The following is a 24,619-nucleotide window of genomic DNA, read 5'->3' as shown; positions in this document are numbered from 1 at the left end:
AGATTGCTGGCGAAGGCGAGCTGCACACGCGCCGTCCGAACGTGCTGGGCGCGTAGGCCGACAAAACAATGAGGGGGTTCGATGGCGAAGTCCGCGCGGCCGACGCAGCGGGACATAGCGGAGCTGGCCGGTGTCTCCATCACCACGGTTTCCCACGTCGTCAACGGAACACGTTCGGTCGCGCCGGAAACCCGGGCCGCCGTGCTGCGGGCGATCGAGGAAACCGGGTACACCGGGGACGCCATCGCGCGCTCGCTGGTGACCGGCGGGACACGTTCGATCGGGGTCGCGATCTCCCTGCTGGCCAACCCGTATTTCGCCGCGCTGATGCAGGCCATCGAGCGCGAAGCGGCGTCGGCCGGGTACACCGTGCTACTCGCCGACACGCACGACACGGTCGCCACCGAGCAGGAAACCGTGCGGGCGCTCCGGTCACGCCGGGTGGACGGCTTGCTGCTCACGCCGTCGCCGGGTGACGGGGCGCTGATCAGCGAACTCGTCTCGCTCGGGGTGCCGACCGTGCTCCTGGACCGGCTGACCACGCGCACCGACGTGGATCAGGTCGGTGTGGAGAACATCCAGTCGACCTCCGCGCTCACCGAGCACCTGGCCTCGCTCGGCCACCGCAACATTGGCCTGGTCAGCGGCGCGGCCGGGTTGAGCACGAGCGAGGAACGCACGCTCGGCTACCGGCTCGGTCTGGGTCGCGGCGGCCTGCCGTGGAATCCGCAACTAATCGCCTGCGGGCATTCCACCCGCACCGGTGGCGCCGCGGCCACGCGTGCGCTGCTGGCCCTGCCCGACCCGCCGACCGCCCTGGTGGTGGCCAACGACGCGATGATGGTCGGCGTGCTGCACGAAGTCCGCGGCCTCGGTATCCGGATCGGTGCCGACCTGGCCGTCGTCGGCTACGACGACGTCGAGTGGTCCGACCTCGTCGACCCGCCGCTGACCACGATGGCCCAGCCCGTCGAGGAGATCGGCCGGCGTGCCGTCCGGCTCCTGCTGGCCCGGATCGCCGACCCCGACCGGGCCAAGGAGACCCTGCGCCTGCCGCCGCGTCTGATGCACCGCGCGTCCTGCGGCTGCCAAAACCCTTGACCTCTACCGGGGTCGAGGTTGCAGCCTGGTTGCATGGTTCAGACCCGTGACGTGGGCTTCCCGGATCTCGCCCAGCTGTTCCAGCGAATGACCGGGGACGAGAAGCATGACTGGGCTGCGGCCTCCACCCTCCACGTGTTGTGGGTGCTTTACGACCGCGTTCTCAACGTCTCGCCGGAACGGCTGGACGATCCGGGCCGGGATCGTTTCCTGCTGTCCAAGGGCCATGGCCCGGCGGCCTTCTACGCGGTACTCGCCGCGAAGGGCTTCCTGGATGCCGCCGAACTGGATTCCTGGACCACGTTCGGGTCACCGCTGGGCCAGCATCCGGACCGGGTGCTGGTGCCCGGCGCGGAGATCGGGAGCGGCTCGCTCGGGCACGGGCTGGCTCTCGGCGTCGGCACCGTCCTGGGCCTGCGTGCTCAGCGACGTACCCGGCCGCGCGTTGTGGTGCTGGTCGGAGACGGGGAGTTGGACGAGGGCAGCAATCACGAGGCGATCGCGCTGGCGGGCCGGCTGGGGCTGGGCCGGCTCACCGTGGTGGTGATCGACAACGGCTCGGCCACGCACGGCTGGCCGGGCGGGATCGCCGAGCGTTTCGCGGTTGAGGGCTGGGAGACGCGCGTCGTCGGGGGACGGGATGACGAGGCGCTCTACCGCGCTTTGACGGCTGCCCATCCCGACCGGCCGCTGGCCGTCGTGGCCACGATCAGGAAGGAGGAGACGGCGTGAACCCCCTGGATCAGGCCGTGGCGCGGATGGACAGCCGGATGCGGCAAGCGTTCGTGGATACGGTCAGCAGTGCGCTGGACACCGATCCGAGACTGGCGGTGGTGCTGGCCGACATCACCGCGGCGGCTTTCACCGCGGCACAACGGCATCATCCCGATCGCGTGATCAACGTCGGCATCCGGGAGCAGTGCATGATCGGCGTGGCCGGCGGGCTGGCGCTGACCGGACTCCGGCCGGTGGTGCACAGCTACGCGCCGTTCCTGGTGGAGCGCCCGTTCGAACAGATCAAACTCGATCTCGGGCATCAGGACGTGGGGGCGGTGCTGGTCAGCATCGGCGGGTCCTACGACGACCCGGTGTGGGGACGGACGCACCAGGCGCCGGGTGACGTGGCACTGTTGGACACCCTGCCGGGGTGGACCGTGCACGTGCCGGGGCACGCCGAGGAAGTCGAGCCGTTGATGCGGTCCGCGTTGGCGGGCGACGGCCGGGTCTATGTGCGGTTGTCCAGCCGGGCCAATGCCCGGCCGCAGCCGGACCTGTCCGGGTTCCAGGTGCTCAAGCGTGGCCGCCTCGGCGTGGTGCTGGCGGTTGGTCCGATGCTCGACAACGTGCTGCACGCGACGCGGCAGGCCGATGTGACGGTGTTGTACGCGGCCACCGTCAGGCCCTTCGACCAGGCCACGCTGCGGTCGGCGGTGCTCGCGGCCGACCGTGCGGCCGTGGTTCTGGTGGAGCCCTACCTGGCAGGCACCTCCGCACACCTCGTGAACGAGGCGCTGTCGGACATTCCGCACCAGGTCCGCTCGCTCGGTGTACGCCGGGATGTCGAACTGCGAGCGTATGGCGAACCTGCTGACCACGACGCATTGCACGGCCTTGACGTAGCAAGCATCGAGGCCGAGGTGGAGGGCCTGGGGGCTTGACCCCAGTCGGGGTGTGGGGGCTGAGCCCCATAGGACACCGCCTGCTCGCCTGACGCGATCACTCCAGGGTGGCGGCGGCTTCGAGGAGGAGCCAGGCGCCGACCTGGACGGAGAGGTCTCGGGTCGGTCCACGCACCGGATCGGTCACCGCCGGCTGTGTCCACTCCGGACTGAACAGGGGCGAGCCGTGGACGTCGGCCGCCCCCGTGAAGCAGGACTCGGCGGAGGTCAGCACGAGCTCGCGTGCCGTCTCGGCTTCGACGCCGGGTAAGCGTTTCGCGGCCAGCGCGAGGTAGCGCGCGAGGATCCCGGCGAACAGGCCGCCGTCGCCACCGCCCTGCCCGCGCAGCACCCCGCCGGGCGCACAGTGCGCGGCCACCGCACGGATCGTGCGCGCGGCGGCGTCCACTTCGGACAGTTCCAGGCAGGCGCCGAGGAAGACCCCTTGGCAGTAGGTGTAGATCGCCTTGACGAGCTCGCCCCCGGACCCCTGGTCGTTGAGGCGAAGGCCGTCCCACACCAACCCGGTGTCCGGATCGACGAGGGTGCGCTCCATCCAGGCGAGCAGGTCACGCGCGCGCTCGACCTCGCCCACCCGGGCATGGAGGATGGCCGCCGGCCCGTTGGACGGGGCGTTCTTGAACTTGTCGCCCTTGCGCCACCAGATCCCACCGCCCCCGTCCGGCGTCCACGCCGAGCGCAGTTCGCTGAGGATGGCCGCGAGCGGTGCGCTCACCCCGATCCGTTGCAGGGCAAGGCCGAGCCAGGCCATGTCGTCGTAGTACTCGTTCGACCACTGACCGAAGTTGCGCACCAGGATCGACCGCACGAACCGCTGGATCGTCGCGGCCCGTGCCGGTTCCGGCGCGCGGAGCTGGGCGTCGATCAGGCAGTCCAGCAGGTGCGCCTGCCACCAGTAGTTCCAGTGCCAGTGCAGCCGCTGGTCGGGCGTCGGCGGCCAGCCGCTGCGCCCCAGAACGGTGCCGGGCAGGCCCCAGACGCGGCGCAGGTGCCGGGTGACGATCGCGCGTTCCGCCGCTTGTGCCCAGTCGCGATACATGGCGCGAGTCCCACCTTCCCGTCGTGCGTGTCCCACGTTCCCGTCGTGTGTGTCCCACGTTCCGGTCTACCGGAAGGCGGGACATGCGCTACCGGAGTGTGGGACTCGCGCTACGGGAGTGTGGGACTCGCGCTACGGGAGTGTGGGACTCGCGCTACGGGAGTGTGGGACTCGCGCTCGTCAGCGGGCTGCTTTCGTGCCTTCAGCTTTCGTGCCTTCAGTGGCAGAACTGGACCTCGGGGTCGCCGGGCTGGTCCAGTATCGGCTGTGGCCGGCCGCGCAGGTGTTCGTCGAAGAACGCGTTGACGTAGGCCCGGGTGATCGCCTGGGTGCGCTCCGCCGTGGTGGTCGCGCCGAGGTCGACGCCGAACTGGTCGGCGAACAGCCCGAGGTCGGTGAACGACGCGTGGACCGTGCCCGCCACCTCGATCCAGCGCTTCCATCCGGTCAGCTGAGCCCAGTCCCGTTCCCACGGCTCGTTACCCGGCGCGCACAAGGTGGGGGCGAGTTGGTGGCTCATGAACATGAACGGCCGGGACAACCCCGGAGTGGTGAGCGGAACGTTCGTCGTGCCGTCGATGTCCATCCCGGCCTTGATCCGGGGGTCGGCGACCATGGCCGGAATGGCGCTCGCCCCACCGGCGGAGTGCCCGGCCATACCGATCCGGGACTTCTCGATCAGGCCGGACCAGCGCCACTTGGGGTGCGGACCGGTGAGCGCGTCCAGTACGAACGATACGTCGGCCGCCCGGCCCAGCTCCAGCTTCTGCCAGAACGCCTCGTCGTGCGGTACCTCGCACGAGGCACACCCGACGACGCGTCCGTCGGGGAAGCTCGTGGCCATGTTCTCGTAGGTGTGGCCGACCACCGCCACGACGTAACCGTGGCTCGCCAGGTCCTCGGCCAGCGCGGTCAGCGTGGCGCGGGGCTTGGTGTAGCCGGGCGACAGCACGACCAGCGGGAGGCTGTGCGGGCGGCCGTCTGCCACCGCGTCGCGGATGGAGTAGGTCCGCGTCGTGCTCAGCAGATCGGGCGGCGCGTCCAGGCCGGAATCCGCCAGCATCGCCGCGGACTCCGCCGGGGTCATGTACTGCGCCTTTGGTCCGTTGGCCGAGGTGGCCGGGTAGAAGAGCGAAATCATCAGCTCCCGGTAGGGCACCGATGGCACCCACGGGTCGGGACGCGAGGTGTCCTTCAGATAGAGGGACGTGCTGCCGACTGGTTGGTTTCCGGTCGGTTCGGGTAGGTACGGCACCGGCGTCGCGTCCGCCGCGGCGGGTGCTGCGGACAGCGCGAGGGTCAGTGCGGTGACGACGGTGCCGACCATGAGGCCACGCATGGGATCCCCCTGTTCAGTTGGTTTCACTATTTATCTATCTAGCTAGCACTATAGGATCATAGCTTGAGAGATGGCAAGGAGTTGGCTGTCGACGTGGTCGGTAGTCGCGCACATCCGTGCTTCGCGCCGCAGCCGCAGCGCTTCAACGTCGTGTTTCAGCGCACCGACGAAAGCTGCCCGTCCGCACTATGGGGCCGTACGCGGTCCAGTGGGGCCGTTGTGCGCGCCGGTCACGGTCGGGGTCCTACCGCAGATGACCGCTTGTGCTCACCATGCTTGGGTCAGGTCGGCGTGCTGGCGGACCCAGGCATGCATGACGATGCCGGCGGCCACCCCGGCGTTGATCGACCGCGTGGTGCCGAACTGCGCGATCGACACGACGAGCGACGCCGCGGCTTGGGCGTCCGCCGACAGCCCCGGGCCCTCCTGACCGAACAGCAGCACGCACTCCCGCGGCAGCGCCACGGTTTCCACCGGACGAGCCCCGGGCGTGTTGTCGACAGCCACGATGGTGAGTCCACGTGCCGCGGCGAAGGCTGCCAGGCCGGCCACGTCGGGATGGTGCTCGAGATGCTGGTATCGATCGGTGACCATCGCGCCGCGGCGGTTCCACCGCCTGCGCCCGACGATGTGCACCGCGGCCGCCGCGAAGGCGTTCGCCGTCCGGACCACCGTGCCGATGTTGTGGTCGTGCTGGAAGTTCTCGATCGCGACATGGAAGGGATGCCGACGTTGATCGACATCGGCCACGATGGCTTCACGTCGCCAGTACCGGTAGGCATCGACGACGTTGCGGCGGTCGCCGCTCGCTAGTAGTTCCGGGTCGTAGCGCTTGTCTTCCGGCCACTCACCGGGCCACGGCCCGACGCCGACTTCGCGAGCCGCCGTCCACTCGGTCGGGCCCGCCTCCGGCGGTTCGGGATGGACATCGTTGGGTAGCACACCAGAATTGTCGCTCAGAGCCTTTAGGTGAATGCGTCAGGCTGCTTGTCAAGGTGAGTCGCACACGCGCCGTCCGAAGGCAGCCGATGTCGGGGGCAGGGCTCCCATCGGCAAGAACAAGAGGTCGGCGCACAGGAGAGCCCTGGCCACGAGATCGGCTGGGCGCGTAGGCCGACAGCGGAGTCAGGCCTGCCGGAAAGTGTGCGCGGGTACGTGCCGGTTACGCCAGCGGAGATAGGCGCCGGCATAGGAAAAGACCACAATGGCCAGTGCGGTGACCGCGACGAGGGGCAACATCGAGCGCGGGAACAGCGTCCCGTAGAGGTAGTACTCGTTGAACCCACCCGGTAGCGGGCCGAGGCCCTGCAGGCTGCGGAAGTAGTCCTCGAGGGCGGTCAGCGGGCAGGGGATCGGGAACACGTTGACGGCGATCCCCCAGAGCGCGAAGAAAACATGCACGAAGATCGACTTGGGCCAGCGCCAGGCGAGGAAACCGCCAAGGCCGATATAGAGCAGTGCGAGGATGTGTATACCAACAGTTACATCCACCAGTACTCTTGCGGTTGTCACACCGCACCGCCCCCTTTCAGTGCCCCGTCACAATCACGTTACGCCTCCTTTCCTGAGAAACATCGACAAAAAGACATATAGTTCTGATTAGTCGGTGTTGTTGATCACTAATTTGCTGAAATGTGACCGGACCGTTTCCGGGTTTGGCCCAAACCGGTTACCTGATCAGCCCGAGCTCTACTGGGCCAGCCCGAGATCGTCCAGATTCAGCAGGTACCGATAGGTCAGGCCTTCCCGCTCGATCGCCTCGCGGGCCCCGGTGTCGCGATCCACCACGGTGGCGACGCCCACGACCGTCGCACCGGCCTCCCGCAGCGCTTCGACGGCGGTGAGCACGCTCCCGCCGGTGGTCGAGGTGTCCTCGACCGCCAGCACGCGCTGCCCGGCAACCTCCATGCCCTCGATCCGGCGCTGCAAGCCATGCTGCTTGGCGCTCTTGCGGACCACGAACGCGTCGAGCACCACCCCGTCGGCCGCCGCGGAATGCAGCATCGCGGCGGCGACCGGGTCGGCGCCGAGCGTCAGACCGCCCACGGCGACGTAGGTCCAGTCCGCGGTCAACTGGCGCAGCAGCTTGCCGATCAGCGGCGCGGCCGCGTGATGCAGGGTGGCCCGGCGCAGGTCGATGTAGTAGTCGGCCTCCTTGCCGGAGGACAGGGTCACCTTGCCGTGCACCACCGATAGCTCGGAGATGAGCCTGGCCAGTTCGAGTTTCGCCGCTTGATCCAACACCGCTTTCGCCACGGCCTGAGTCTTACACACGACCCCGGCGACCGGCCGAGGCCGCCGGGTGCGGCGGCCTCCTGGGGTGGTGTTTCGAAGCGGCGGAGCCACTTGCGGTGAGGCACGCCACCGGCATCGCCACGCAAGCCACGTCGAGACAGTCTCTACCGGGAGACGATGCGGGACAGCCGGCGGAGCAGGCTGCGCGGGAACAGCCGGCCGATCGCCACCATCGCCTGATACTGCCGTCCGGGCACCGAAATGGTCTTGCCGCGCCGCAGGTCCGTCAGCGCGTCGGCGGCCACCCGGTCCGCGTCGAGCCAGAACGCTTCGGGACCGGATTTCGACAGGCCCGCGCGCTGGTGGAACTCGGTGTGGATGAAACCGGGACACAGCGCCAGCATCCGCACGCCGCGCGGCAGGGCGCTGTCGATGCTTTCGGTGAACGAGGTGACCCAGGCCTTGGTCGCCGAGTACGCCGAGCCGCTGCCGGCGAAGAACCCGGCCACGCTGGACACGTTGATCACGTCGCCGCGTCCGCGTTCGATCATGCCCGGCAGCGCGGCCCGAGTCAGCTGAAGCACCGCGGTGACGTTGATGTCGAGCTGGCGCTGAACATCCTCCGGCGGCGTGGTCCAGAACTGGCCGGGCAGGCCGATTCCGGCGTTGTTCACCAGGAGGTCCACCGGCGCCTCGGCGAGCCGGGCGGCCACGGCCGACCGCCCCTCGGCGGTGGCGAGATCGGCGGGCAGGACATCGGCACTGATGCCGTGCCGGTCCCTCAGCTCGGCCGCCAGCTTGTCCAACCGGGCCTGGTCCCGGGCCACGAGGACCAGGTCGTAGCGCTCCCTGGCCAGCCGGCGCGCGAAGGCCGCGCCGAGCCCGGAGCTCGCGCCGGTGATCAGTGCGGTGCTCACGGGGCCGGCTTTTCGGACGGCTCCTGGTCCTGCCAGGTCGAGTCCTGCTCGTCGAGGTCGAACGGGTCCACGATGTCGGCGATCTCGCCCAGGTCACGCAGCAGCCGCTCCAGCCGGGACGGGCCGGCCTGCGGATCGATGCTGGCCAGCACCCACTCCTGCTCCAGCCAGGCCACGCCGACGTCGCCGCCGAGCGCGTCCGCCGCGTCCACCAGTTCCTGGGTGATCACCTTGCGTGCGCCCTCCGAGTCGTCGGCGAAGGCGTAGCGCTGACCCACCGGGCCGAGCAGCTCCGGCATGTCGGGACGCTGGAACGGCACGCTGGCCAGCCACAGCTCGACCAGCACCGGATGCACCCGGTTGCAGCGCACCGCGACGATCACCGTCGGGACCTGCCCGTCGGAGGAGATGTCGAAGACGTACACCGGACGGCGGCCGTCGGAGGTGAAGGTGGACCCCGCGACGACGTTGAGCGCCGTCTGGGCGCCGAAGTACCCGACCGCGCCGGCGGACCACTGTCTCACCAGCCGGCCGTCCTCCTCCATGAACTGCCAGCCGCGCAGGTCCGCCCAGCGCTGGCGTTCACGATTGCGCGCGCCCTCCCGGGTGCGGTCGGCGGCGAGCAGCACCAACCCGGCCAGCAGCGCCACGGCTGCGATGACGAACCAGATCCACGCCGGAATACCCACGCGATCAGGGTATCGTCTTGGCGCCATTGTCCAAGATCAGCGGGCCGTGTCGCCCGTACCCGCTCGGGTGACACGGCGTGTCGCCGCCTTCTCAGACGCCGGTGACCGTCAGGTTCTCGCCCGCGTCGAAGTCCGGCACGTCGACCCGGACGGTGTCCCCGTCCCGGACCTCGCCGGCCAGCAGCTTGCGCGCGAGCTGGTCGCCGATCGCCGACTGCACCAGCCGCCGCAGCGGCCGCGCACCGTAGATCGGGTCGAACCCGTTGAGGGCCAGCCATTCCCGGGCTCCGTCGGTGACCTCCAGCGTCAGCCGGCGCTGGGCCAGCCGCTTCGCCAGCCTGGCCACCTGGATGTCCACAATGGAGGCCAGCTGCTCGGTGCCGAGCGAGTTGAACACCACGATGTCGTCCAGCCGGTTCAGGAACTCGGGCTTGAAGCTCTGCTGCACCACGGAAAGCACGGCGTCCCGCCGCTGCCGCTCGTCGAGCGCGGCGTCCGCGATGGCCTGCGAGCCCAGGTTCGACGTCAGCACCAGGATGGTGTTGCGGAAGTCGACCGTGCGGCCCTGACCGTCGGTGAGCCGGCCGTCGTCGAGCACCTGCAGCAGCACGTCGAACACGTCCGGGTGCGCCTTCTCGACCTCGTCGAGCAGCACCACCGAGTACGGGCGGCGCCGCACCGCCTCGGTCAGCTGGCCACCCTGGTCGTAGCCGACGTATCCGGGCGGTGCGCCGACGAGCCGGGCGACCGAGTGCTTCTCGGAGTACTCGGACATGTCGATGCGGGTCATCGCGCGCTCGTCGTCGAACAGGAACTCCGCCAGCGCCTTGGCCAGCTCGGTCTTGCCGACGCCGGTCGGGCCGAGGAACAGGAACGAGCCGGTCGGCCGGTCCTCCTCGGCCACCCCGGCGCGGCTGCGGCGCACCGCGTCGGATACCACTGTCACCGCGTCATCCTGGCCGACCACGCGCCTGCCGAGCTCCTCCTCCATCCGGAGCAGCTTGCCGGTCTCGCCCTCCAGCAGGCGGCCGGCGGGAATGCCGGTCCACGCGCTCACCACGTCGGCGACGTCGTCCGCACCGACCTCTTCCTTGAGCATCACCTCGGCGCGCGTCGCGGTGCTCCGCTGCGCGGCTTCGAGTTCCTTCTCCAGCGCGGGGATCTTGCCGTAGCGCAGCTCGGCCGCCCGGCCGAGATCGGCGTCCCGCTCGGCCCGGTCGGCCTCGCCGCGCAACTGCTCCAGCCGCTCCTTGAGGTCGCGGACCTTCTCGATCGAGCCCTTCTCGTTCTGCCAGCGCGTGGTCAGTGCGGCCAGCTCCTCGCGCCGCTCGGCGAGTTCGGCGCGCAGCGCGGCCAGCCGCTCCAGGGAGGCATCGTCGGACTCCTTGGCCAGCGCCATCTCCTCGATCTCCAGCCGCCGGACCGCGCGCTCCACCTCGTCGATCTCCACCGGCCGGGAGTCGATTTCCATGCGCAGCCGGGACGCGGCCTCGTCGACCAGGTCGATGGCCTTGTCCGGCAGGAACCGGGCGGTGATGTAGCGGTCGGACAGGGTGGCCGCGGCCACCAGTGCGGCGTCGGTGATCCGGACGCCGTGGTGGACCTCGTAGCGTTCCTTGAGCCCGCGCAGGATGCCGATGCTGTCCTCCACCGAGGGCTCGCCGACGAGCACCTGCTGGAAGCGGCGCTCCAGCGCGGCGTCCTTCTCGATGTGCTGGCGGTACTCGTCGAGCGTGGTCGCGCCGACCATCCGCAGCTCACCGCGGGCGAGCATGGGCTTGATCATGTTGCCGGCGTCCATCGCACCTTCACCGGTCGCGCCCGCGCCGACGATGGTGTGCAGTTCGTCGATGAAGGTGATGACCTGGCCCGCCGACTCGGTGATCTCCTTGAGCACGGCCTTGAGCCGCTCCTCGAATTCACCGCGGTACTTCGCGCCCGCGACCATCGAACCGAGGTCGAGACCCACGACGCGCTTTCCGCGCAGGGATTCGGGCACGTCACCGGCGACGATCCGCTGCGCGAGGCCTTCGACGATCGCGGTCTTGCCGACGCCGGGCTCACCGATCAGTACCGGATTGTTCTTCGTGCGCCGCGAAAGCACCTGCACGACCCGGCGGATCTCGGCATCGCGGCCGATCACCGGGTCCAGCTCTCCCTTGCGGGCGCGGTCGGTCAGGTCGACGCCGTACTTCTCCAGCGCCTTGAAGGTGCCCTCCGGGTCCGGGCTGGTGATGCGTGCCGAGCCGCGCACCTTGACGAACGCCTCGCGCAGCGCTTCCGCGGTGGCGCCGTGCCGCCGGAGCAGGTCCGCGACCCGCCCGCCCTCCGCGGCGAGGCCGACCATGAGGTGCTCGGTGGAGACGTACTCGTCGCCCACCTCGGTCGCCAGCTTCTGCGCATGGGTCAGCGACTTGACGGCATGGGTGTCGAACTGAGGGCTGGACACCGTGGCCCCGGTCGCGGAGGGCAGCGCGCTGATCAGCGGCTCCAGCTCCTTGTGCACCTGCTGGGGGTCGGCGCCGACCGCGGTCAGCAAGGGCCCCGCGATGCCATCGCTCTGCGCCAGCAGCGCACCGAGCAGGTGCTCGGGCGCGATGCTGGGGTTGCCCGCAACGGTCGCCGCCTGCGCCGCCGACGAGATGGCCTGCTGGGTCTTCGTCGTCGGGTTGAAAGCGTCCATCCCACACTCCTGTGTCGAGTCCTGCTGACAGCCTCCCTCATCGGCCGTCGTCAACTACAACGTCAGAAAAGTTGAGTGTGTTCCGCTCAAGTCTGGATCGGTCTATGGTGCCAGCGTCCACAGCGCGTCCAGGGGGATCGCGCGAAGCCTGTCACCGAAAGGCAGGGTCTGGCCGCCGGTGTAGACGACGTAACCCGCGACGAATCGGTCTCCGGCGTGCCGGGCCAGGTTGCGCAACCCCGCCAGGTCATCGGTCCGTACCGTCGCCCCCGCCTTCACCGCTATCCCGATCAGCCGGCCGTCCGGCGTCTCGATGACGGCGTCGACTTTCACCTTGTCCTTGGTTCGATAGTGGTAGAGCCGCCCCCGTTCCTGCGACCAGGTCAGCTGGCGAGCCAGCTCCATGAGGACGAAGTTCTCCATCATTGCGCCGGCCGCGCCATCGGGCTCGCTGAGCCGGTTCACGTCCTGGCCCAGCAGGTGACAGGCCACTCCGGTGTCTACGAAGGCGAGCGTCATCGAAGAACGCCGCACGGCGTCGGGCGGTACGCCGGACGGCTTTGAACCCGCCTCGGACGATGCGTTCCATGTTAATCACGGTTGCGGAGTTCGGAGACGTGGTTCAGGTCTGGGCTGTGGGCGAAGGCCGCATCGATGAAACCGTCGGCACCGCCGGTGAGCTCTCCTTGCGAAAAGGGCCAGAGCTCGATGATCTCCATGACGCGGCTCGTGACGCGGCCAATTGGACCGCCGTTCGTGATCACTGGTCACTCAGACGCTATTCCAGTGGTCACTCAGACGTTAGATCAATGGTCACTTAGACGCCAGTCCTGTGGCCACTTAGACGGTACGTTCGTGGTCACTTGGACGCTATCTATGTGGACACTTAGACGGTGCTTCCGTGGGCACTTGGCCGCTCGCCGCGTGGGTGGTCGGCCGCTTGAGCGTGTCAGGCGAGCAGGCCGCTGCCGAAGTGGTCCCGCTGGTCGCGGACGCCGGGAAGGGCGAAGAAGTACCCGCCGCCGTAGGGCTGGATGTAGTCGGTCAGCGGCTCACCCGCGAGCCGGTGCTGCACGGCCTCGAACTGGCGTTCGACATCCTGCTGGTAGCAGCAGAAGATCAGCCCGACGTCGAGGTTGCCGTTGAGATCGACGCCGAGGTCGTAGTTGTAGCCCCGGCGCAGCAACCGGTTGCCGGCGGTCTCGCCGGTGCGCGGGTTCGCCAGCCGGATGTGCGAGTCGAGCGGAATGGTCTTGCCCTCGGGGTCCGCCGGGTAGTTCGGGGTGTCGGACTCGCCCGAGCCGTCCAGGGGAGCGCCGCTGTCGCGCTTGCGGCCGAATATCTTCTCCTGCTCGGCGATCGAGATGCGATCCCAGAACTCCACCAGCATGCGGATGAACCGCACCACTTGGTACGACCCGTTGGCGGCCCAGTCCGGTTCCCCGGCGCCCGCCCGCACCCAGATCAGCTGGTCGGACTGGGTCGGGTTGGCGATGCCGTCCTTGAACCCCATCAGGTTCCGGGGCGTGCCCGATGGTCGCGGTGGCGACTGGAAGCCGTTCATGCGGTAGCGCAACTGCATGGCGCCGCGGGTGTGCTTGGTGATGTCCCGCAAGGCATGCTGCACGGTGTCGGGGTTGTTCGCGCACAGCTGCAGCATGACGTCGCCGTGGCACCACCTCTCTTCGAGTGAGTCGTCCGGGAACGTCTTCATCGGGCCGAGCTTCGCCGGTTTGCGCGTGGCGAGCCCGTACCGGTCGTCGAACAGCGACGAGCCGACGGACAGGGTCACCGTCAACCCGTCCGCGGGCACGACCGGGCCGAGCACCGCGCTGTCCGATGGGGGCGCGCCGACGCCGAGATCCACCGGGCTTCCGCCCGTGGTGAGGAACCGCGCCCGGTCGGTGAGCGTGCGGAACACCTCGGTCAGCCCGGACCGGCCGGTCGCGGTCACGTCGAAGGCGGCGAACGCCGCGGCGCGCTGTTGCGGGGTGAAGATCCCGGCCTGGTTGGCGCCGTGGAACGGGAACGCGTCGGCGGCGCCCGGTGCGGTCGTGCCGGTCGACTGTTCGTCGGCTCGAGCGCCCGCGGCGATCAGCCCGCCCGCGAGCGCGCTGCCCGCGACGCCCGCACCGGTGCCCTGCAGGAACCTCCGCCTGCTCAGTGTCATGCTGTGTCCTCGTCATTTCGGGTGCCGCGACCTGGCAGAAGGGGTGTCATGCCGGCTCCTTCTCGACTCTGTGCGCCACCGCGCCTCAGCCCTGCCTGATTTCCAGCAGGTTCGGGATGATCGAAAGCGTCTCCAGTGCCTGCCCGATGGCTGCGTTCACCCGCTGGCGCTCCGCCAGCGGCGCCGTCCCCGGGCTCGCCGTGGTCGCCCGCAATGCCTGTTCGAGGGTGTCCAGCTGCGCCTGCGCGGTGGCCACCAGCTGCGGCCGGCGGGCTTCGACCAACGGCGCGAGCTGGGCGAGCACGACGCGGGTGCCCTCGACGTCGGCGAGCGTCTCCTGGTATCCGGTGCCGGCGCCCTGATCATTGCCGGCCAGCTTGTCGCGCAAGGAGTCTTCGAGGATCTCGTGCGCCCGGACCGGCAGGTCGGCCGGATCGGCGGTTATCGTCGGCAGCTTTTCCCGCAGCTGGTTCACGTTCTGCGCCAGTTGGTCCACGACGGGGGTCAGCATGGCGGCGCTCTGGTCGTGCCACAGGCCGTACTCGATCCGCCTCAGCCCGGTGAAGTCCGGGTCGTCGACGCCGCCGGGGAGCCCGTTGGGGCGGCCGCCGATGGCGGCTTCGAATTCACCGAAACTGCCGTAGGCCGCGCCCACCCGTTCCCAGGTGAGCTGGGCCGGCAGCCAGGCGGCCTTGGCCGCGTTCAGGTCGTTTCCGGCGAGCGCGGCGCGCAGCGTGTCGACCTGGGCGGCCAATGTGGACAGTTCTGTGGCCACGTAGTCCCGGTACTGGTGCACTGGTGCGTCGAGGTCCTGCGCGGAGACCGGGAGGACGGCGGCGGGCGCGACACCGCCGGTGCCGGTGGCCGCGACCGTGGCGGACAGCTGCTCGGGCGTGCCGGACATCTCGCACCGCCAGGCGTAGTCGCCCGCCGGGAGGTTCACCCCCATGGTGCGCTGCGTACCCGGCCCGATGCCCTCGATCTCGCCGATGACACCGCCGTCGCTCGGGCGGATCAGGTAGATCTCACCTACCCGGCCCGACTTGTTGACGACGGTGAACTGCTGCTGACCGGCTTGGAGCGCGTCGAAGTCGGGGGCGCAGTCCGACGCGGTGATGGTGACCTGCTTCGCTCCGGCGCCGGCCTGCGATGCGGGAACCACCAGGGCGAACACCCCGGCGGCCAGCAGCGGCACCGCGACCGCGGCGGTCACCGCGACCCAGCGCCGGCGCAGCCACTTCCCGGGCACGGCCTGCGGCTTGGCCGCGGCGGCCGGCGCCGGTTCGGCCGCCGGCTTGCGGAAGAACAGGATCATCACGGCGGCCAGGTAGGTCACGTAGGCGGCGATCTGGAGCCAGGTCATGCTGGGCGCGAGGTTCGTGACGCCGCGCACCACGGTCACCCACCACTCGTCCGGCGAGATCGTGGCCGTGAGGTCGAAGGCCAGCCAGGTGCGCCCCGGCAGCAGTCCCGCGCCCTGCAGCTCGCCGAGGCCGTAGGCGAGCACGCCGGCCGCGATGACGATCAGCAGCACCGCCGTGCGCGAGAAGAACTTGCCCAGGTTGATCTTGATCGCGCTGCGGTAGAGCAGCCAGCACAACAGGGCCGCGATCACGATCCCGACCGTGGCGCCGGCCAGCGGCGCGGTGGACTCGCCCGCGGCCTGCACGGTGGTCCACAGGAACAGCGCGGTCTCCAGACCTTCACGGCCGACCGCGAGGAACGCCGTCAGTGCGAGCGCGCCGGCCCCCACCCGGGCGGCGCCGCTGACCTTCGCGGACAGTTCCCCGGAAAGCCCGCGCGCGGTCCTGCGCATCCAGAACACCATCGCGGTGACCAGGCAGACCGCGATCAGGCTGAGCGTCCCGCCGAAGGCTTCCTGCGCGGCGGTTGACAACTCGGAGCGCGAGAAGGTGAGCACCGCCCCGAAGCTGATCGCCAGCAGGGTCGCCGCCAGCACGCCGAGCCAGATCGGCACGGGCGAGGCCTTGGCGTCGGTGCGCCGCAGTGCCGCGAGAAGGATGCTGACTACAAGGCCACCTTCAAGCCCTTCACGTAGGCCGATGAGCAGGTTGGGAACGCCGTCGGCCCACACGCGGAGACTCCTTCAGCCCTCGGCAGCTTAGGTTGGTTAGGCTTACTTTAAGCGCAGCGGCGGGCTGAAAGATAGGGTAGGCATTCCTAACTCAATCGGGCGTGGCTGGGCTCGAGAGGCCGTCAGAGAGCCCGAGGATTCGCGCGGCCGGGCCATTGAGCTGCGAAAATATCGCCTCGCTGGCGTCGGCTCGAACCGGGTGTGCGCACGCGGAGACGGCGTAGATCACACGGATGTCGCAACCGCCCCGCGCCGGGCTCCTCACGCCTCGCAAGCGCAGCCGGTCATGAGTGACCCGTTACTGTCGAAATTCGGCACGAACGGGCCACTCATGCGCCCGACCGGGCTGCGCAGGGCGGCGTCGTAATGGCCTGCCCACCGGCGTCCAGCTGGTCGCGGAGCGCGTCGTTCATCGAGCTGATCGTCCTGGCGAGCGCGGTGACGTCCGCCTCGGCCCAGTCGCTCAGCGCAGCGCGGAAGAGGTCCAGATAGGACTCGCGCATCCGCTTGAGCTCGGCGTGGCCGTGCTCGGACACTCGCACCAGCGTGGCCCGGCCGTCCTCCGGTGCGGGGCGGCGGTCGACCAGCCCGGCCGCGGTCAGCTGGCCGACCTGCCGGCTCACCACCGAGATGTCCACCATCTTCCGCTTGGCCAGGTCCGACAGCCGGCATTCGCCATGCAACGCGAGGTCGGAGAGCAGCAGGGCGCTTGCCGGGTGCAGCTGGAACAGCCGGGCGGCCTGGCTCATCCAGGCGTGTTGCAGTTGGCCGGCGAGGCGTAGCTGACGCAACAGTTCGAGGGCAGCCTCGTCGCTGGCGCTCATGCGCACCTCCAAAGTTGTTGCCAATCAACCATATCCCGCCGAAACGGACTTTCGGGATCCGGTGCGGCAAACGGGCGAGGGGCTCGCCACCCGGACGGAGCAGTCCGCGGACGCAGCTCGCTTGATCGACTACTCTGCGGCGGAAACTTGGCGATTCATTGCCGGATCGGGTGGATTATCGACAGCCTCTTGACGGGCGGAAACAACGCTCTGGCGCGGATTTGCACGACTGTCCGCGGCTCTTGCCCCTTCGTGAATAATCGTGAACAGCACTCACCACTCACAGCCGGAGCAGTCGCAAAACATGACCGCCGATCGCGTCAGCCCCCTTCCCCGGTCCGTCCACCGGGAGGCGCCCCCCGCCGTCAAGGCGATGGTCCGGCTGATCCGCGACTCCTGGGCCAAGGCGGAGCCACACCTCACCGAGGTCACGCTCTTCTTCTACGGAATGCTGTTCACCCTGGCCCCGGCGACCCGCGACTTCTTCCCGATCAACATGGAGGTCCAGCGCAACCGCATGGTGCGGGCGCTGGTGCACGTCGTGCAGATGGTCGACCAGCCCGACGACCTGGTGCCCTTCCTTCGTCAGCTCGGCCGCGACCACCGCAAGTTCGGGGTCGTGCCCAAGCACTACGAGGCGATCGGCACCGCGCTGCTCGCCGCCATGAAACGGCAGCTGGGTCCGGACTGGACCCCGCAGATCGAGCAGGCCTGGGCGGAGGCGTTCACGATCATCGCGCGGCAGATGCAGGAAGCCGCCGCGGCCGACGACAACCCGCCGAACTGGCTCGGGAAGGTCGCCGAACACCGGCGGCTGAGCTGGGACCTGGCCATGGTCCGGATCGAACCGGAACTGCCCATCCCGTTCCGGGCCGGGCAGTTCCTCAGCGTCGAGGTGCCGCAGCGGCCGAGGCTGTGGCGCTACCTCTCCCCGGCCAACGCGCCGCGCCCGGACGGGTCGCTGGAGTTCCACGTACGTGCGGTGAACGGAGGCTGGGTCTCCCGGGCGATCGTGAGCCACACGCAGGTCGGCGACGTCTGGCGGTTCGGCCCGCCGGTGGGCCGGTTGACCATCGACCGCGAGCGCGGCCGGGACGTGCTCATGATCGCGGGCGGCACCGGGCTCGCGCCGCTGCAGTCGCTGCTCGACGAACTCGGGCAGTTCGGCGAAAACCCGAAGGTGCACCTGTTCTACGGCGGCCGCACCCGGGAGGACCTCTACGCGCTGGACGGACTGCGCGCGACGGCGTCGGCCAACCCGTGGCTGACCGTGCGGCCGGTGGTCGAGCAGGACTCGCCGGCCGGCTTCGAGCAGGGCACGCTGGCCGACGTGGTCACCCGGTACGGCGCCTGGCCGAAGCACGACGTGCTGGTCTCCGGCTCCCCGGCGATGATCCGTGCCACCGTTTCGCGCATGCTGGTCGCCGGCACGGCGCTGGAACACATCAAGTACGACCCGTTCACCATTGACTAGCTGGGGAGTGCTGTGGCGGCTTGCGCAGCGGTGCGGGTAGCGGAACCTGAGGTGGTTTCTCGCTCCGGGATCGCCTCCTCATGAATGTCCAATTCACCACGTCGGCGCTGTCCTCGCGAGAAACCACCTCAGAATTTGACTGCAGAGTGCAAGCTGGCGGCCTCACCGCAAGCGGCTGGCGCCGCTTTGAAACACAAGCTACTCGGGTGCTGGCGGTTGACCTTCGAGTTGGTCGAAGGCCGATGATGACGAGGTGTCCAGTAGCGGGTTGATGCCGATCGGTGCGTTCGCGCAGCGGAGTGGCCTGACGGCGAGTGCGTTGCGGTTCTACGCCGATTCAGGGCTTCTGGCACCGGCCGAGGTCGACGCGTTCTCCGGCTATCGGTTCTACGCCGTGGGCCAGGTCGAACGGGCCGTCCTGCTCCGGCGACTACGCGAGATCGGCATGCCGCTCGCGACCGTGCAGGCCGTGCTCGACGCCGAGCCCGGCGAAGCGGTTCGCCTGGTCGAAGAACACGTGAAGAAGGTGGCCAGTGACGCCGCCACCGCGCAGCAGCACGCCGCTGCCATCAAGGCATCGTTGGCCGACGAACCGAGGCTGACGGTCGCCACCCTGAGTGGGCCGGTCCTCGCCGCGGCGATCGAACAGATCCTGACGGCGACCACGTACGAGCCTGGGATGACCGTCCTCAATGGAGTGCGTTTCGAGTCCGGCCCGGAGGCCGTCGTCCTGACTGCCACCGACCGATATCGGCTCTCGACGCGCACTCTGGTTTCCAGCGACCCAGCGCCCGTGGCCTGTGCGGCGACGGTGGATGCGGACGACCTGCGTGCCTGCCTGCCGGACCTTCGACGGAGCCCCGAAGTCACGATCACGGCTGCCCGGCACGCGGTCCAGATGCGCCTGCAGAACCGGGAAGACTGCCACTGTCGCCTGCTGTCCGAGCCGTTCCCGGACTACCGCCTGGTGCTCGACGGACTGTCCACAGTGTCCACCCGAGTCACCGTCGAGAAGACCCTGCTGCTACGTGCCATCGAGGCGATTTCCTCGCCGCGGATCTCCATGGTCGTCAGAAGCGGTCGAATCATCGTGACGGGGATTGTCGACACGCGGGATGTGCCGGTGCCGGCGAGCGTGACCGGACTCGACGCCGACATCTGGTTCGAGGTGACCACGCTCTATCCCGCCATCAGCACTGCGATCGGAGCCGACCTGCTGCTCGATTTTCGAGGGCCGGACCAACCGGCCACGGTCCGCTCCGCCGATCACGGCGATCTCACCACGCTCGCCATGCCCATCCAGCCTGAGTTGTCTGAGGCAAGCCCCCAGCAGCGCCTTTAGGGGGCTCCGCCCCACACCCCCCGACTGGGGGCAAACCCCCAGACCCCGCACGACCCGGAGGACGATGATGACCGCACCCACCAGTTCTGACCCGATCATGGACGCGATCGGCGAAGCCGTGACCGCGGGCCGAGCCGGTGACACCACCGCAGCCAGGGCCCAACTCCTCAGTCTTTGGGCGTCCATCGGCGTCAACGGCGACCCCCTGCACCGCTGCACGCTCGCGCACTACCTCGCCGATCTGTACGACGACCCCGCCCAAGCCCTGGCCTGGGACGTGCGTGCACTCGACGCCGCCGACGCCCTCACCGATCAACGCGTCCAGGAGCACCACGCGGGCCTGCGCATCGCCGGGTTCTACCCGTCACTGCATCTCAACCTGGCCGACAACTACCGCCGGCTGGGCTCGTTCGCGGCAGCACGCACACAGATCACCGCGGCGCGGGAGTGCTCTTCCGCCCTGGCCCAAGACCCGTACGGCGACCTCATCCGAACCGCCATCGACGAAGTCGACGAGGCGATCGCCAAGCACGACAGCACGCCGCGCGCGTCGGCCCCAGGCCCGGCCGCGTGACTCGAACCCGCTAGCGCCTTCCGGGTTTCCACACCACGAGAGAGGTTTCCTGGCGGATCGGAACCAGATCCTTGCGGTACGAGGCATGCACGGCCGCCGCGGCTTGTTCCGCGGCCGCATACGCGGCGGCGAGTTCCTCGGTCAGCTCCGTGACCCGGCTACGCAAGGCTTCGACCTGGTTCTCCAGCTCGATGATCCGTTTGATGCCGGCGAGGTTCACGCCGTGTTCCTGCGACAGCTTCTGGACTTCACGCAGCAGCGCGATATCCCGCATCGAGTAGCGCCGGCCACCGCCGGAGGTGCGACCAGGGGAGACCAGACCCAACCGGTCGTACGACCGCAGCGTCTGGGCGTGCAGTCCGGACAGCTGGGCAGCCACCGAGATCACGAACACCGGCATGTCCTCGTCGGCCCCATGGGGCATGCCACCGAACACCATCACCTCTCCTCCCTGTTCGCCGACGCGCGCCCGCGCACGCCCGGCCGCCGGCCAGGCGCGCGCCAGTCACCGCTCGCGAACACGATCACCCCGCGCCCGATTCCCGAAGCATCCTGGTGATTTCGGGCCTCGGGTCGTGCCCGCCGGATGCCTCGGCCAAGGCTTCCAACGCCTTCTTCTGCGCCGCGTCCAGTTGCGACGGAACGGCAACCTGCAGCGTGACCAGCAGGTCGCCCAGCGAACCGTCGCGCTTGCGGATGCCCTTGCCGCGCGCCCGCAGCACCCGGCCGCTCGCGGTGCCCGCCGGCACCTTGACCGACACCTTGCCGTCGAGCGTCGGGACGGTGATCGTGGTGCCGAGCGCCAGCTCGGTGAAGCTCACCGGCACCGCGATCGTCAGGTCGTTGCCGGTCCTGCCGAACACCGGGTGCGGCGTCACATGCACCCGCACGTACAGGTCGCCCGAGGCCGCGCCGCCGCGGCCGGGCTCGCCCTGGCCGGCCAGCCGGATCCGCTGGTTGTCGTCCACGCCCGGCGGCACGCGGACGGTCAGCGTCCTGGTCCGGGTGCTGATGCCCTCGCCGCCGCATTCCGGGCACGGGTCGTCGATGATCTTCCCGCGGCCCCGGCACTCACGGCACGGCTCGGAGAACGCGAACGCGCCCTGGCTGCGGTTGACCAGCCCCGAACCGCCGCAGTTCGAGCAGACTCTGGGTTGGGTGCCCGGCCGGGCGCCGTTGCCGTGGCAGGTCTCGCAGGTCGCGGGGCTCGACAGCCGCAGCGGCAGCGTCGCGCCCCGCACCGCCTCGCTGAACTCGATCCGGACGTCGGTCTCCACGTCCGCGCCACGCTGCGGGCGGTTCGCGCTCGTCCCCGCGCCGCCGCGCCGCCCGAACAGGCCGCCGAGGATGTCGCCGAGCCCGCCGAAACCACCACCACCGGAGCCGCTCTGGCCGAACAGGTCGCTCATGTCGAACCCGCCCGACCCGCCGGCGCCGGGGAAGCCGAAGCCGCCCGCGCCGCCGGAGCCGAACAGCCGCCGCGCTTCGTCGTACTCCTTGCGCTTGACCGGGTCGGAGAGCACGCCGTACGCCTCGGACACGGCCTTGAACTTCTGCTCGGCCGTGGTGTTGCCCGGATTGGCGTCCGGATGGTTCGCCCTGGCCAGCTTGCGATAGGCCCTCTTGATCTCGTCGGCCGAGGCGTCGGAGGAGACGCCCAGCTCGCGATAGAAGTCCTTGCCGATCCACTCCCGTGCGCTCACGGACGTCTCCTCCCTCCCCGGTTTCCGGTGGCACGCGAGGTCATCCCGCGTGCCACCCTGTCCTCGTGCTAACCCGCGTTTTCATTGCCGTTTAAGGGAAGTTCGCCCTCGACCGGCGCCTCGGCCGGCTCGGCGGCCGCCTGGTCCGCCGGTGCCGCGGCCGGCTCGTGGTCGGTCACGAAGACCAGCGCCGCACGCAGCACCCGGTCGCCGAACCGGTAACCGCGACGCAGCACGGTGGTCACGGTCGGCCCGGAGACCTCGGGCGAGGTGCTGTGCTGCACGGCCTCGTGCACGCTCGGGTCGAACGGGTCGCCCTCGGCGCCGAACGGCTCGAGCCCCACCCGCTGCAGGATCGTGACCAGCTTGTCGGCGACCGCCTTGAACGGGCCGGTGAGGTCGCCGTGCTGCTCCGCCCGTTCCAGGTCGTCCAGCAACGGCAGCAGCTCGCCCACCACGGAGGACTTGGCGGTGGCCACCACGGCCTCCCGGTCCCGGTCGACCCGCTTGCGGTAGTTGGCGTACTCCGCCTGCAGCCGCTGCAGGTCCGCGGTGCGCTCGGCGAGCTCCTTCTCCGCCTGCGAGGTCACGGTCACGGCCTCGTCCACCAACGACTCGTCGAGCGGCGGTGCGGCCTCGGTGGTTTCGGCGGCCGCACCGGTCTCGTCGAGTTCGTCGGTGGCCGGCGGGCGAACCTCGCCGGTGTCCGGGTCGATCTTGCGGCGGTCCCGCACGATCACCGGCTCGGTCACCTCGGGCTCTTCGGCCGGCTCTTGACGATGCTTTCCAGTCACTTCTTCTCGTCCTCGTCGACGATTTCGGCGTCCACCACGTCATCGGCCTTGGCCTGAGAGCCGGCGGTGCCCGTTCCACCGGAGGACTGGCCGCTCGCGGACGCGCCGTCGCCGCCGGACGCCTGCTGCGCGTTCGCGTACAGCGCGGTGCCCAGCTCCTGCGAGGCCGTGTTCAGCTTCTCGATCGCTTCCTTGATCTTGGCCGTGTCGGTGCCCTTGAGCGCCTCCTTGGCCTCGTCGGTCGCGGTCTTGACCTTGTCCTTGAGGTCCGCGGGCAGCTTGTCGTCGTTGTCCTTGACGAACTTCTCGGTCTGGTAGACCAGCGTCTCGGCCTGGTTGCGGGTCTCCGCCTCCTCGCGCCGGTTGCGGTCCTCCTCGGCGTGGGCCTCGGCGTCCTTGACCATCCGGTCGATGTCCTCCTTCGGCAGCGCGGAGCCACCGGTGATGGTCATCGACTGTTCCTTGTTGGTACCCAGGTCCTTCGCGGTCACGTGCACGATGCCGTTCGCGTCGATGTCGAAGGTGACCTCGATCTGCGGGATGCCGCGCGGGGCCGGCGGGATGCCGGTCAGCTCGAACATGCCGAGCTTCTTGTTGTGCGCCGCGATCTCGCGCTCGCCCTGGAACACCTGGATCTGCACCGACGGCTGGTTGTCGTCCGCGGTGGAGAAGATCTCGCTGCGCTTGGTCGGGATGGTCGTGTTGCGCTCGATGAGCTTGGTGAACACGCCGCCCTTGGTCTCGATGCCCAGCGACAGCGGGGTCACGTCGAGCAGCAGGACGTCCTTGACCTCGCCCTTGAGCACGCCGGCCTGCAAGGCCGCGCCGACCGCGACGACCTCGTCCGGGTTCACGCCCTTGTTCGGCTCACGGCCACCGGTCAGCTCCTTGACCAGCTCCGACACCGCCGGCATACGGGTGGAACCGCCGACGAGCACCACATGGTCGATCGCCCCGACCGAGATGTTCGCGTCCCGGATCACGTTGTTGAACGGCTGGCGCGTGCGCTCCAGCAGGTCGTTGGTGATCCGCTGGAACTCGGCGCGGGACAGGGTCTCGTCGAGGAACAGCGGGTTCTTGTCCGAGTCGACCGTGATGTAGGGCAGGTTGATGTTCGCGCTGGAGGAGCTGGACAGCTCGATCTTGGCCTTCTCCGCGGCCTCCTTGATGCGCTGCAGTGCCATCGGGTCCCGGGTCAGGTCGATGCCGTGGGAGGCCTTGAACTTGTCCACCAGCCAGTCGACGATCCGCTGGTCCCAGTCGTCACCACCGAGGTGGTTGTCACCGCTGGTCGCCCGGACTTCGACGACCCCGTCGCCGATTTCCAGCAGCGACACGTCGAAGGTGCCGCCACCGAGGTCGAAGACGAGGATGGTCTGTTCCTTCTCGCCCTTGTCCAGCCCGTAGGCCAGCGCCGCCGCCGTCGGCTCGTTGACGATGCGGAGCACGTTCAGCCCGGCGATCTGGCCGGCTTCCTTGGTCGCCTGCCGTTGCGCGTCCTCGAAGTAGGCCGGCACGGTGATGACGGCGTCGGTGATCTCCTCACCGAGGTAGGACTCCGCGTCCCGCTTGAGCTTCATCAGCACGCGGGCGCTGATCTCCTGCGCGGTGTAGGTCTTGCCGTCGATCTCCTGCTTCCAGTCCGTGCCCATGTGCCGCTTCACGGAGCGGATGGTCCGGCCGACGTTGGTCACGGCCTGGTTCTTCGCCGGCTGACCGGTCAGTACCTCGCCGTTCTTGGCGAAGGCGACCACGGACGGGGTGGTACGGGAGCCTTCCGAGTTGGCGATGACCGTCGGCTCGCCGCCCTCAAGGACAGCGACGACCGAGTTGGTCGTGCCGAGGTCGATGCCGACCGCTCGCGCCATGGTGTGTTCCTCCTGAACTTGCTGTATTCGCCCGCCTTGAGCGGGGCTCGCTCAAGTTCTATCCTGAGCTTTCCGACCGAGTCAATCCAGACT

Annotated in this window: 23 protein-coding genes; 6 read left to right on the top strand and 17 right to left on the bottom strand. The window is 69.2% G+C overall.

Features of this window, described 5'->3' with window-relative positions; translation table 11 throughout:
• Window positions 1-81 precede the first annotated feature (81 nt).
• Genes A3CU_RS0105660 through A3CU_RS0105650 form a run of 3 tightly spaced genes read left to right on the top strand, consistent with a single transcriptional unit; the run spans window position 82 to window position 2,759 of the window.
• Window positions 82-1,101, top strand: a complete 1,020-nt coding sequence (locus A3CU_RS0105660; protein ID WP_027941444.1) for a LacI family DNA-binding transcriptional regulator — start codon at window positions 82-84, stop codon at window positions 1,099-1,101.
• Between the two features lie 33 nt (window positions 1,102-1,134).
• Window positions 1,135-1,833: a thiamine pyrophosphate-dependent enzyme gene (locus A3CU_RS0105655; protein WP_027941443.1), complete on the top strand. Its 699-nt coding sequence runs from the start codon at window positions 1,135-1,137 to the stop codon at window positions 1,831-1,833.
• 26 nt (window positions 1,834-1,859) lie between these two features.
• A complete protein-coding gene (locus A3CU_RS0105650; RefSeq protein WP_043840698.1) occupies window positions 1,860-2,759 on the top strand; it encodes a transketolase family protein in 900 nt (299 codons plus the stop codon).
• Between the two features lie 58 nt (window positions 2,760-2,817).
• Here the strand turns inward: A3CU_RS0105650 and A3CU_RS0105645 are convergent, their stop codons facing one another.
• The 13 genes from A3CU_RS0105645 to A3CU_RS0105585 all read right to left on the bottom strand — a co-directional run bounded on the left by A3CU_RS0105645 (window position 2,818) and on the right by A3CU_RS0105585 (window position 16,771).
• A complete protein-coding gene (locus tag A3CU_RS0105645) occupies window positions 2,818-3,819 on the bottom strand; it encodes a glycoside hydrolase family 76 protein (protein ID WP_027941441.1) in 1,002 nt (333 codons plus the stop codon).
• A gap of 217 nt (window positions 3,820-4,036) precedes the next feature.
• Window positions 4,037-5,158 (bottom strand): alpha/beta hydrolase family protein, encoded by a 1,122-nt coding sequence (locus tag A3CU_RS0105640; protein WP_027941440.1) that lies wholly within the window; start codon window positions 5,156-5,158, stop codon window positions 4,037-4,039.
• Between the two features lie 267 nt (window positions 5,159-5,425).
• Entirely contained in the window at window positions 5,426-6,100 is a 675-nt protein-coding gene (locus A3CU_RS0105635; RefSeq protein ID WP_027941439.1) for a TrmH family RNA methyltransferase, read from the bottom strand.
• 183 nt (window positions 6,101-6,283) lie between these two features.
• A complete protein-coding gene (locus A3CU_RS0105630; RefSeq protein ID WP_043840696.1) occupies window positions 6,284-6,652 on the bottom strand; it encodes a DUF2784 domain-containing protein in 369 nt (122 codons plus the stop codon).
• Between the two features lie 195 nt (window positions 6,653-6,847).
• The gene (pyrE, locus tag A3CU_RS0105625; protein ID WP_027941437.1) at window positions 6,848-7,414 is read right to left on the bottom strand and encodes an orotate phosphoribosyltransferase; all 567 of its coding nucleotides are present in this window, start codon (window positions 7,412-7,414) and stop codon (window positions 6,848-6,850) included.
• A 143-nt stretch (window positions 7,415-7,557) separates the two neighbouring features.
• Window positions 7,558-8,310: an SDR family NAD(P)-dependent oxidoreductase gene (locus A3CU_RS0105620; protein WP_027941436.1), complete on the bottom strand. Its 753-nt coding sequence runs from the start codon at window positions 8,308-8,310 to the stop codon at window positions 7,558-7,560.
• Window positions 8,307-8,999, bottom strand: coding sequence for a type III secretion system chaperone family protein (locus A3CU_RS0105615; protein WP_027941435.1), 693 nt, complete (start codon window positions 8,997-8,999; stop codon window positions 8,307-8,309). The genes A3CU_RS0105620 and A3CU_RS0105615 overlap by 4 nt, the downstream gene beginning before the upstream one ends.
• Before the next feature lie 91 nt (window positions 9,000-9,090).
• A complete protein-coding gene (gene clpB / locus A3CU_RS0105610) occupies window positions 9,091-11,682 on the bottom strand; it encodes an ATP-dependent chaperone ClpB (protein WP_027941434.1) in 2,592 nt (863 codons plus the stop codon).
• 102 nt (window positions 11,683-11,784) lie between these two features.
• A complete protein-coding gene (locus A3CU_RS43600; RefSeq protein WP_027941433.1) occupies window positions 11,785-12,201 on the bottom strand; it encodes a DUF4143 domain-containing protein in 417 nt (138 codons plus the stop codon).
• 71 nt (window positions 12,202-12,272) lie between these two features.
• Window positions 12,273-12,401, bottom strand: coding sequence for a hypothetical protein (locus A3CU_RS55085; protein ID WP_281174091.1), 129 nt, complete (start codon window positions 12,399-12,401; stop codon window positions 12,273-12,275).
• A gap of 230 nt (window positions 12,402-12,631) precedes the next feature.
• The gene (gene efeB, locus A3CU_RS0105595) at window positions 12,632-13,852 is read right to left on the bottom strand and encodes an iron uptake transporter deferrochelatase/peroxidase subunit (protein WP_027941432.1); all 1,221 of its coding nucleotides are present in this window, start codon (window positions 13,850-13,852) and stop codon (window positions 12,632-12,634) included.
• Window positions 13,853-13,937: 85 nt separating this feature from the next.
• Window positions 13,938-15,947, bottom strand: a complete 2,010-nt coding sequence (gene efeU, locus A3CU_RS0105590) for an iron uptake transporter permease EfeU (RefSeq protein ID WP_043840652.1) — start codon at window positions 15,945-15,947, stop codon at window positions 13,938-13,940.
• Window positions 15,948-16,276: 329 nt separating this feature from the next.
• Window positions 16,277-16,771 (bottom strand): MarR family winged helix-turn-helix transcriptional regulator, encoded by a 495-nt coding sequence (locus A3CU_RS0105585; RefSeq protein ID WP_027941430.1) that lies wholly within the window; start codon window positions 16,769-16,771, stop codon window positions 16,277-16,279.
• Window positions 16,772-17,075: 304 nt separating this feature from the next.
• Between A3CU_RS0105585 and A3CU_RS0105580 the strand changes: the two genes are divergently transcribed.
• The 3 genes from A3CU_RS0105580 to A3CU_RS0105570 all read left to right on the top strand — a co-directional run bounded on the left by A3CU_RS0105580 (window position 17,076) and on the right by A3CU_RS0105570 (window position 20,161).
• A complete protein-coding gene (locus tag A3CU_RS0105580; RefSeq protein ID WP_027941429.1) occupies window positions 17,076-18,245 on the top strand; it encodes a globin domain-containing protein in 1,170 nt (389 codons plus the stop codon).
• Window positions 18,246-18,498: 253 nt separating this feature from the next.
• Window positions 18,499-19,587 carry a DNA polymerase III subunit beta family protein gene (locus A3CU_RS0105575; RefSeq protein ID WP_027941428.1) on the top strand — a complete coding sequence of 363 codons (1,089 nt, stop codon included), beginning with the start codon at window positions 18,499-18,501 and terminating at the stop codon, window positions 19,585-19,587.
• A 67-nt stretch (window positions 19,588-19,654) separates the two neighbouring features.
• Complete coding sequence (locus A3CU_RS0105570; protein WP_211246353.1) at window positions 19,655-20,161, top strand: hypothetical protein; 507 nt, start codon at window positions 19,655-19,657, stop codon at window positions 20,159-20,161.
• 10 nt (window positions 20,162-20,171) lie between these two features.
• Here the strand turns inward: A3CU_RS0105570 and A3CU_RS0105565 are convergent, their stop codons facing one another.
• From A3CU_RS0105565 to dnaK, 4 genes are all read right to left on the bottom strand, one after another.
• Entirely contained in the window at window positions 20,172-20,600 is a 429-nt protein-coding gene (locus A3CU_RS0105565; RefSeq protein WP_043840651.1) for a heat shock protein transcriptional repressor HspR, read from the bottom strand.
• A gap of 85 nt (window positions 20,601-20,685) precedes the next feature.
• Entirely contained in the window at window positions 20,686-21,864 is a 1,179-nt protein-coding gene (gene dnaJ / locus A3CU_RS0105560) for a molecular chaperone DnaJ (RefSeq protein WP_027941425.1), read from the bottom strand.
• 68 nt (window positions 21,865-21,932) lie between these two features.
• On the bottom strand, window positions 21,933-22,658 hold the full coding sequence (grpE, locus tag A3CU_RS0105555; RefSeq protein WP_027941424.1) for a nucleotide exchange factor GrpE: 726 nt from the start codon (window positions 22,656-22,658) through the stop codon (window positions 21,933-21,935).
• Complete coding sequence (dnaK, locus tag A3CU_RS0105550) at window positions 22,655-24,526, bottom strand: molecular chaperone DnaK (protein ID WP_027941423.1); 1,872 nt, start codon at window positions 24,524-24,526, stop codon at window positions 22,655-22,657. Before dnaK ends, grpE begins: the two co-directional genes overlap by 4 nt.
• Between the last annotated feature and the right edge of the window lie 93 nt (window positions 24,527-24,619).

Source organism: Amycolatopsis taiwanensis DSM 45107, assembly GCF_000519205.1.
Classification (GTDB): Bacteria; Actinomycetota; Actinomycetes; order Mycobacteriales; family Pseudonocardiaceae; genus Amycolatopsis_E; species Amycolatopsis_E taiwanensis.
Note: the sequence above shows the minus strand (reverse complement) of the source record. Positions and strands in the feature narration are given on the sequence as shown.

Excerpts from the sequence above, each read along its gene's own strand:
- A3CU_RS0105565 (WP_043840651.1), bottom strand. The coding sequence starts at position 20,600 with ATGGTGTTCGGTGGCATGCCCCATGGGGCCGACGAGGACATGCCGGTG.
- A3CU_RS0105660 (WP_027941444.1), top strand. The coding sequence starts at position 82 with ATGGCGAAGTCCGCGCGGCCGACGCAGCGGGACATAGCGGAGCTGGCC.
- A3CU_RS55085 (WP_281174091.1), bottom strand. The coding sequence starts at position 12,401 with ATGGAGATCATCGAGCTCTGGCCCTTTTCGCAAGGAGAGCTCACCGGC.
- A3CU_RS0105650 (WP_043840698.1), top strand. The coding sequence starts at position 1,860 with ATGGACAGCCGGATGCGGCAAGCGTTCGTGGATACGGTCAGCAGTGCG.
- dnaK (WP_027941423.1), bottom strand. The coding sequence starts at position 24,526 with ATGGCGCGAGCGGTCGGCATCGACCTCGGCACGACCAACTCGGTCGTC.
- A3CU_RS0105580 (WP_027941429.1), top strand. The coding sequence starts at position 17,076 with ATGACCGCCGATCGCGTCAGCCCCCTTCCCCGGTCCGTCCACCGGGAG.
- clpB (WP_027941434.1), bottom strand. The coding sequence starts at position 11,682 with ATGGACGCTTTCAACCCGACGACGAAGACCCAGCAGGCCATCTCGTCG.
- efeB (WP_027941432.1), bottom strand. The coding sequence starts at position 13,852 with ATGACACTGAGCAGGCGGAGGTTCCTGCAGGGCACCGGTGCGGGCGTC.
- A3CU_RS0105640 (WP_027941440.1), bottom strand. The coding sequence starts at position 5,158 with ATGCGTGGCCTCATGGTCGGCACCGTCGTCACCGCACTGACCCTCGCG.
- A3CU_RS0105570 (WP_211246353.1), top strand. The coding sequence starts at position 19,655 with ATGACCGCACCCACCAGTTCTGACCCGATCATGGACGCGATCGGCGAA.
- A3CU_RS0105645 (WP_027941441.1), bottom strand. The coding sequence starts at position 3,819 with ATGTATCGCGACTGGGCACAAGCGGCGGAACGCGCGATCGTCACCCGG.
- A3CU_RS0105655 (WP_027941443.1), top strand. The coding sequence starts at position 1,135 with ATGGTTCAGACCCGTGACGTGGGCTTCCCGGATCTCGCCCAGCTGTTC.
- A3CU_RS0105585 (WP_027941430.1), bottom strand. The coding sequence starts at position 16,771 with ATGAGCGCCAGCGACGAGGCTGCCCTCGAACTGTTGCGTCAGCTACGC.
- A3CU_RS43600 (WP_027941433.1), bottom strand. The coding sequence starts at position 12,201 with ATGACGCTCGCCTTCGTAGACACCGGAGTGGCCTGTCACCTGCTGGGC.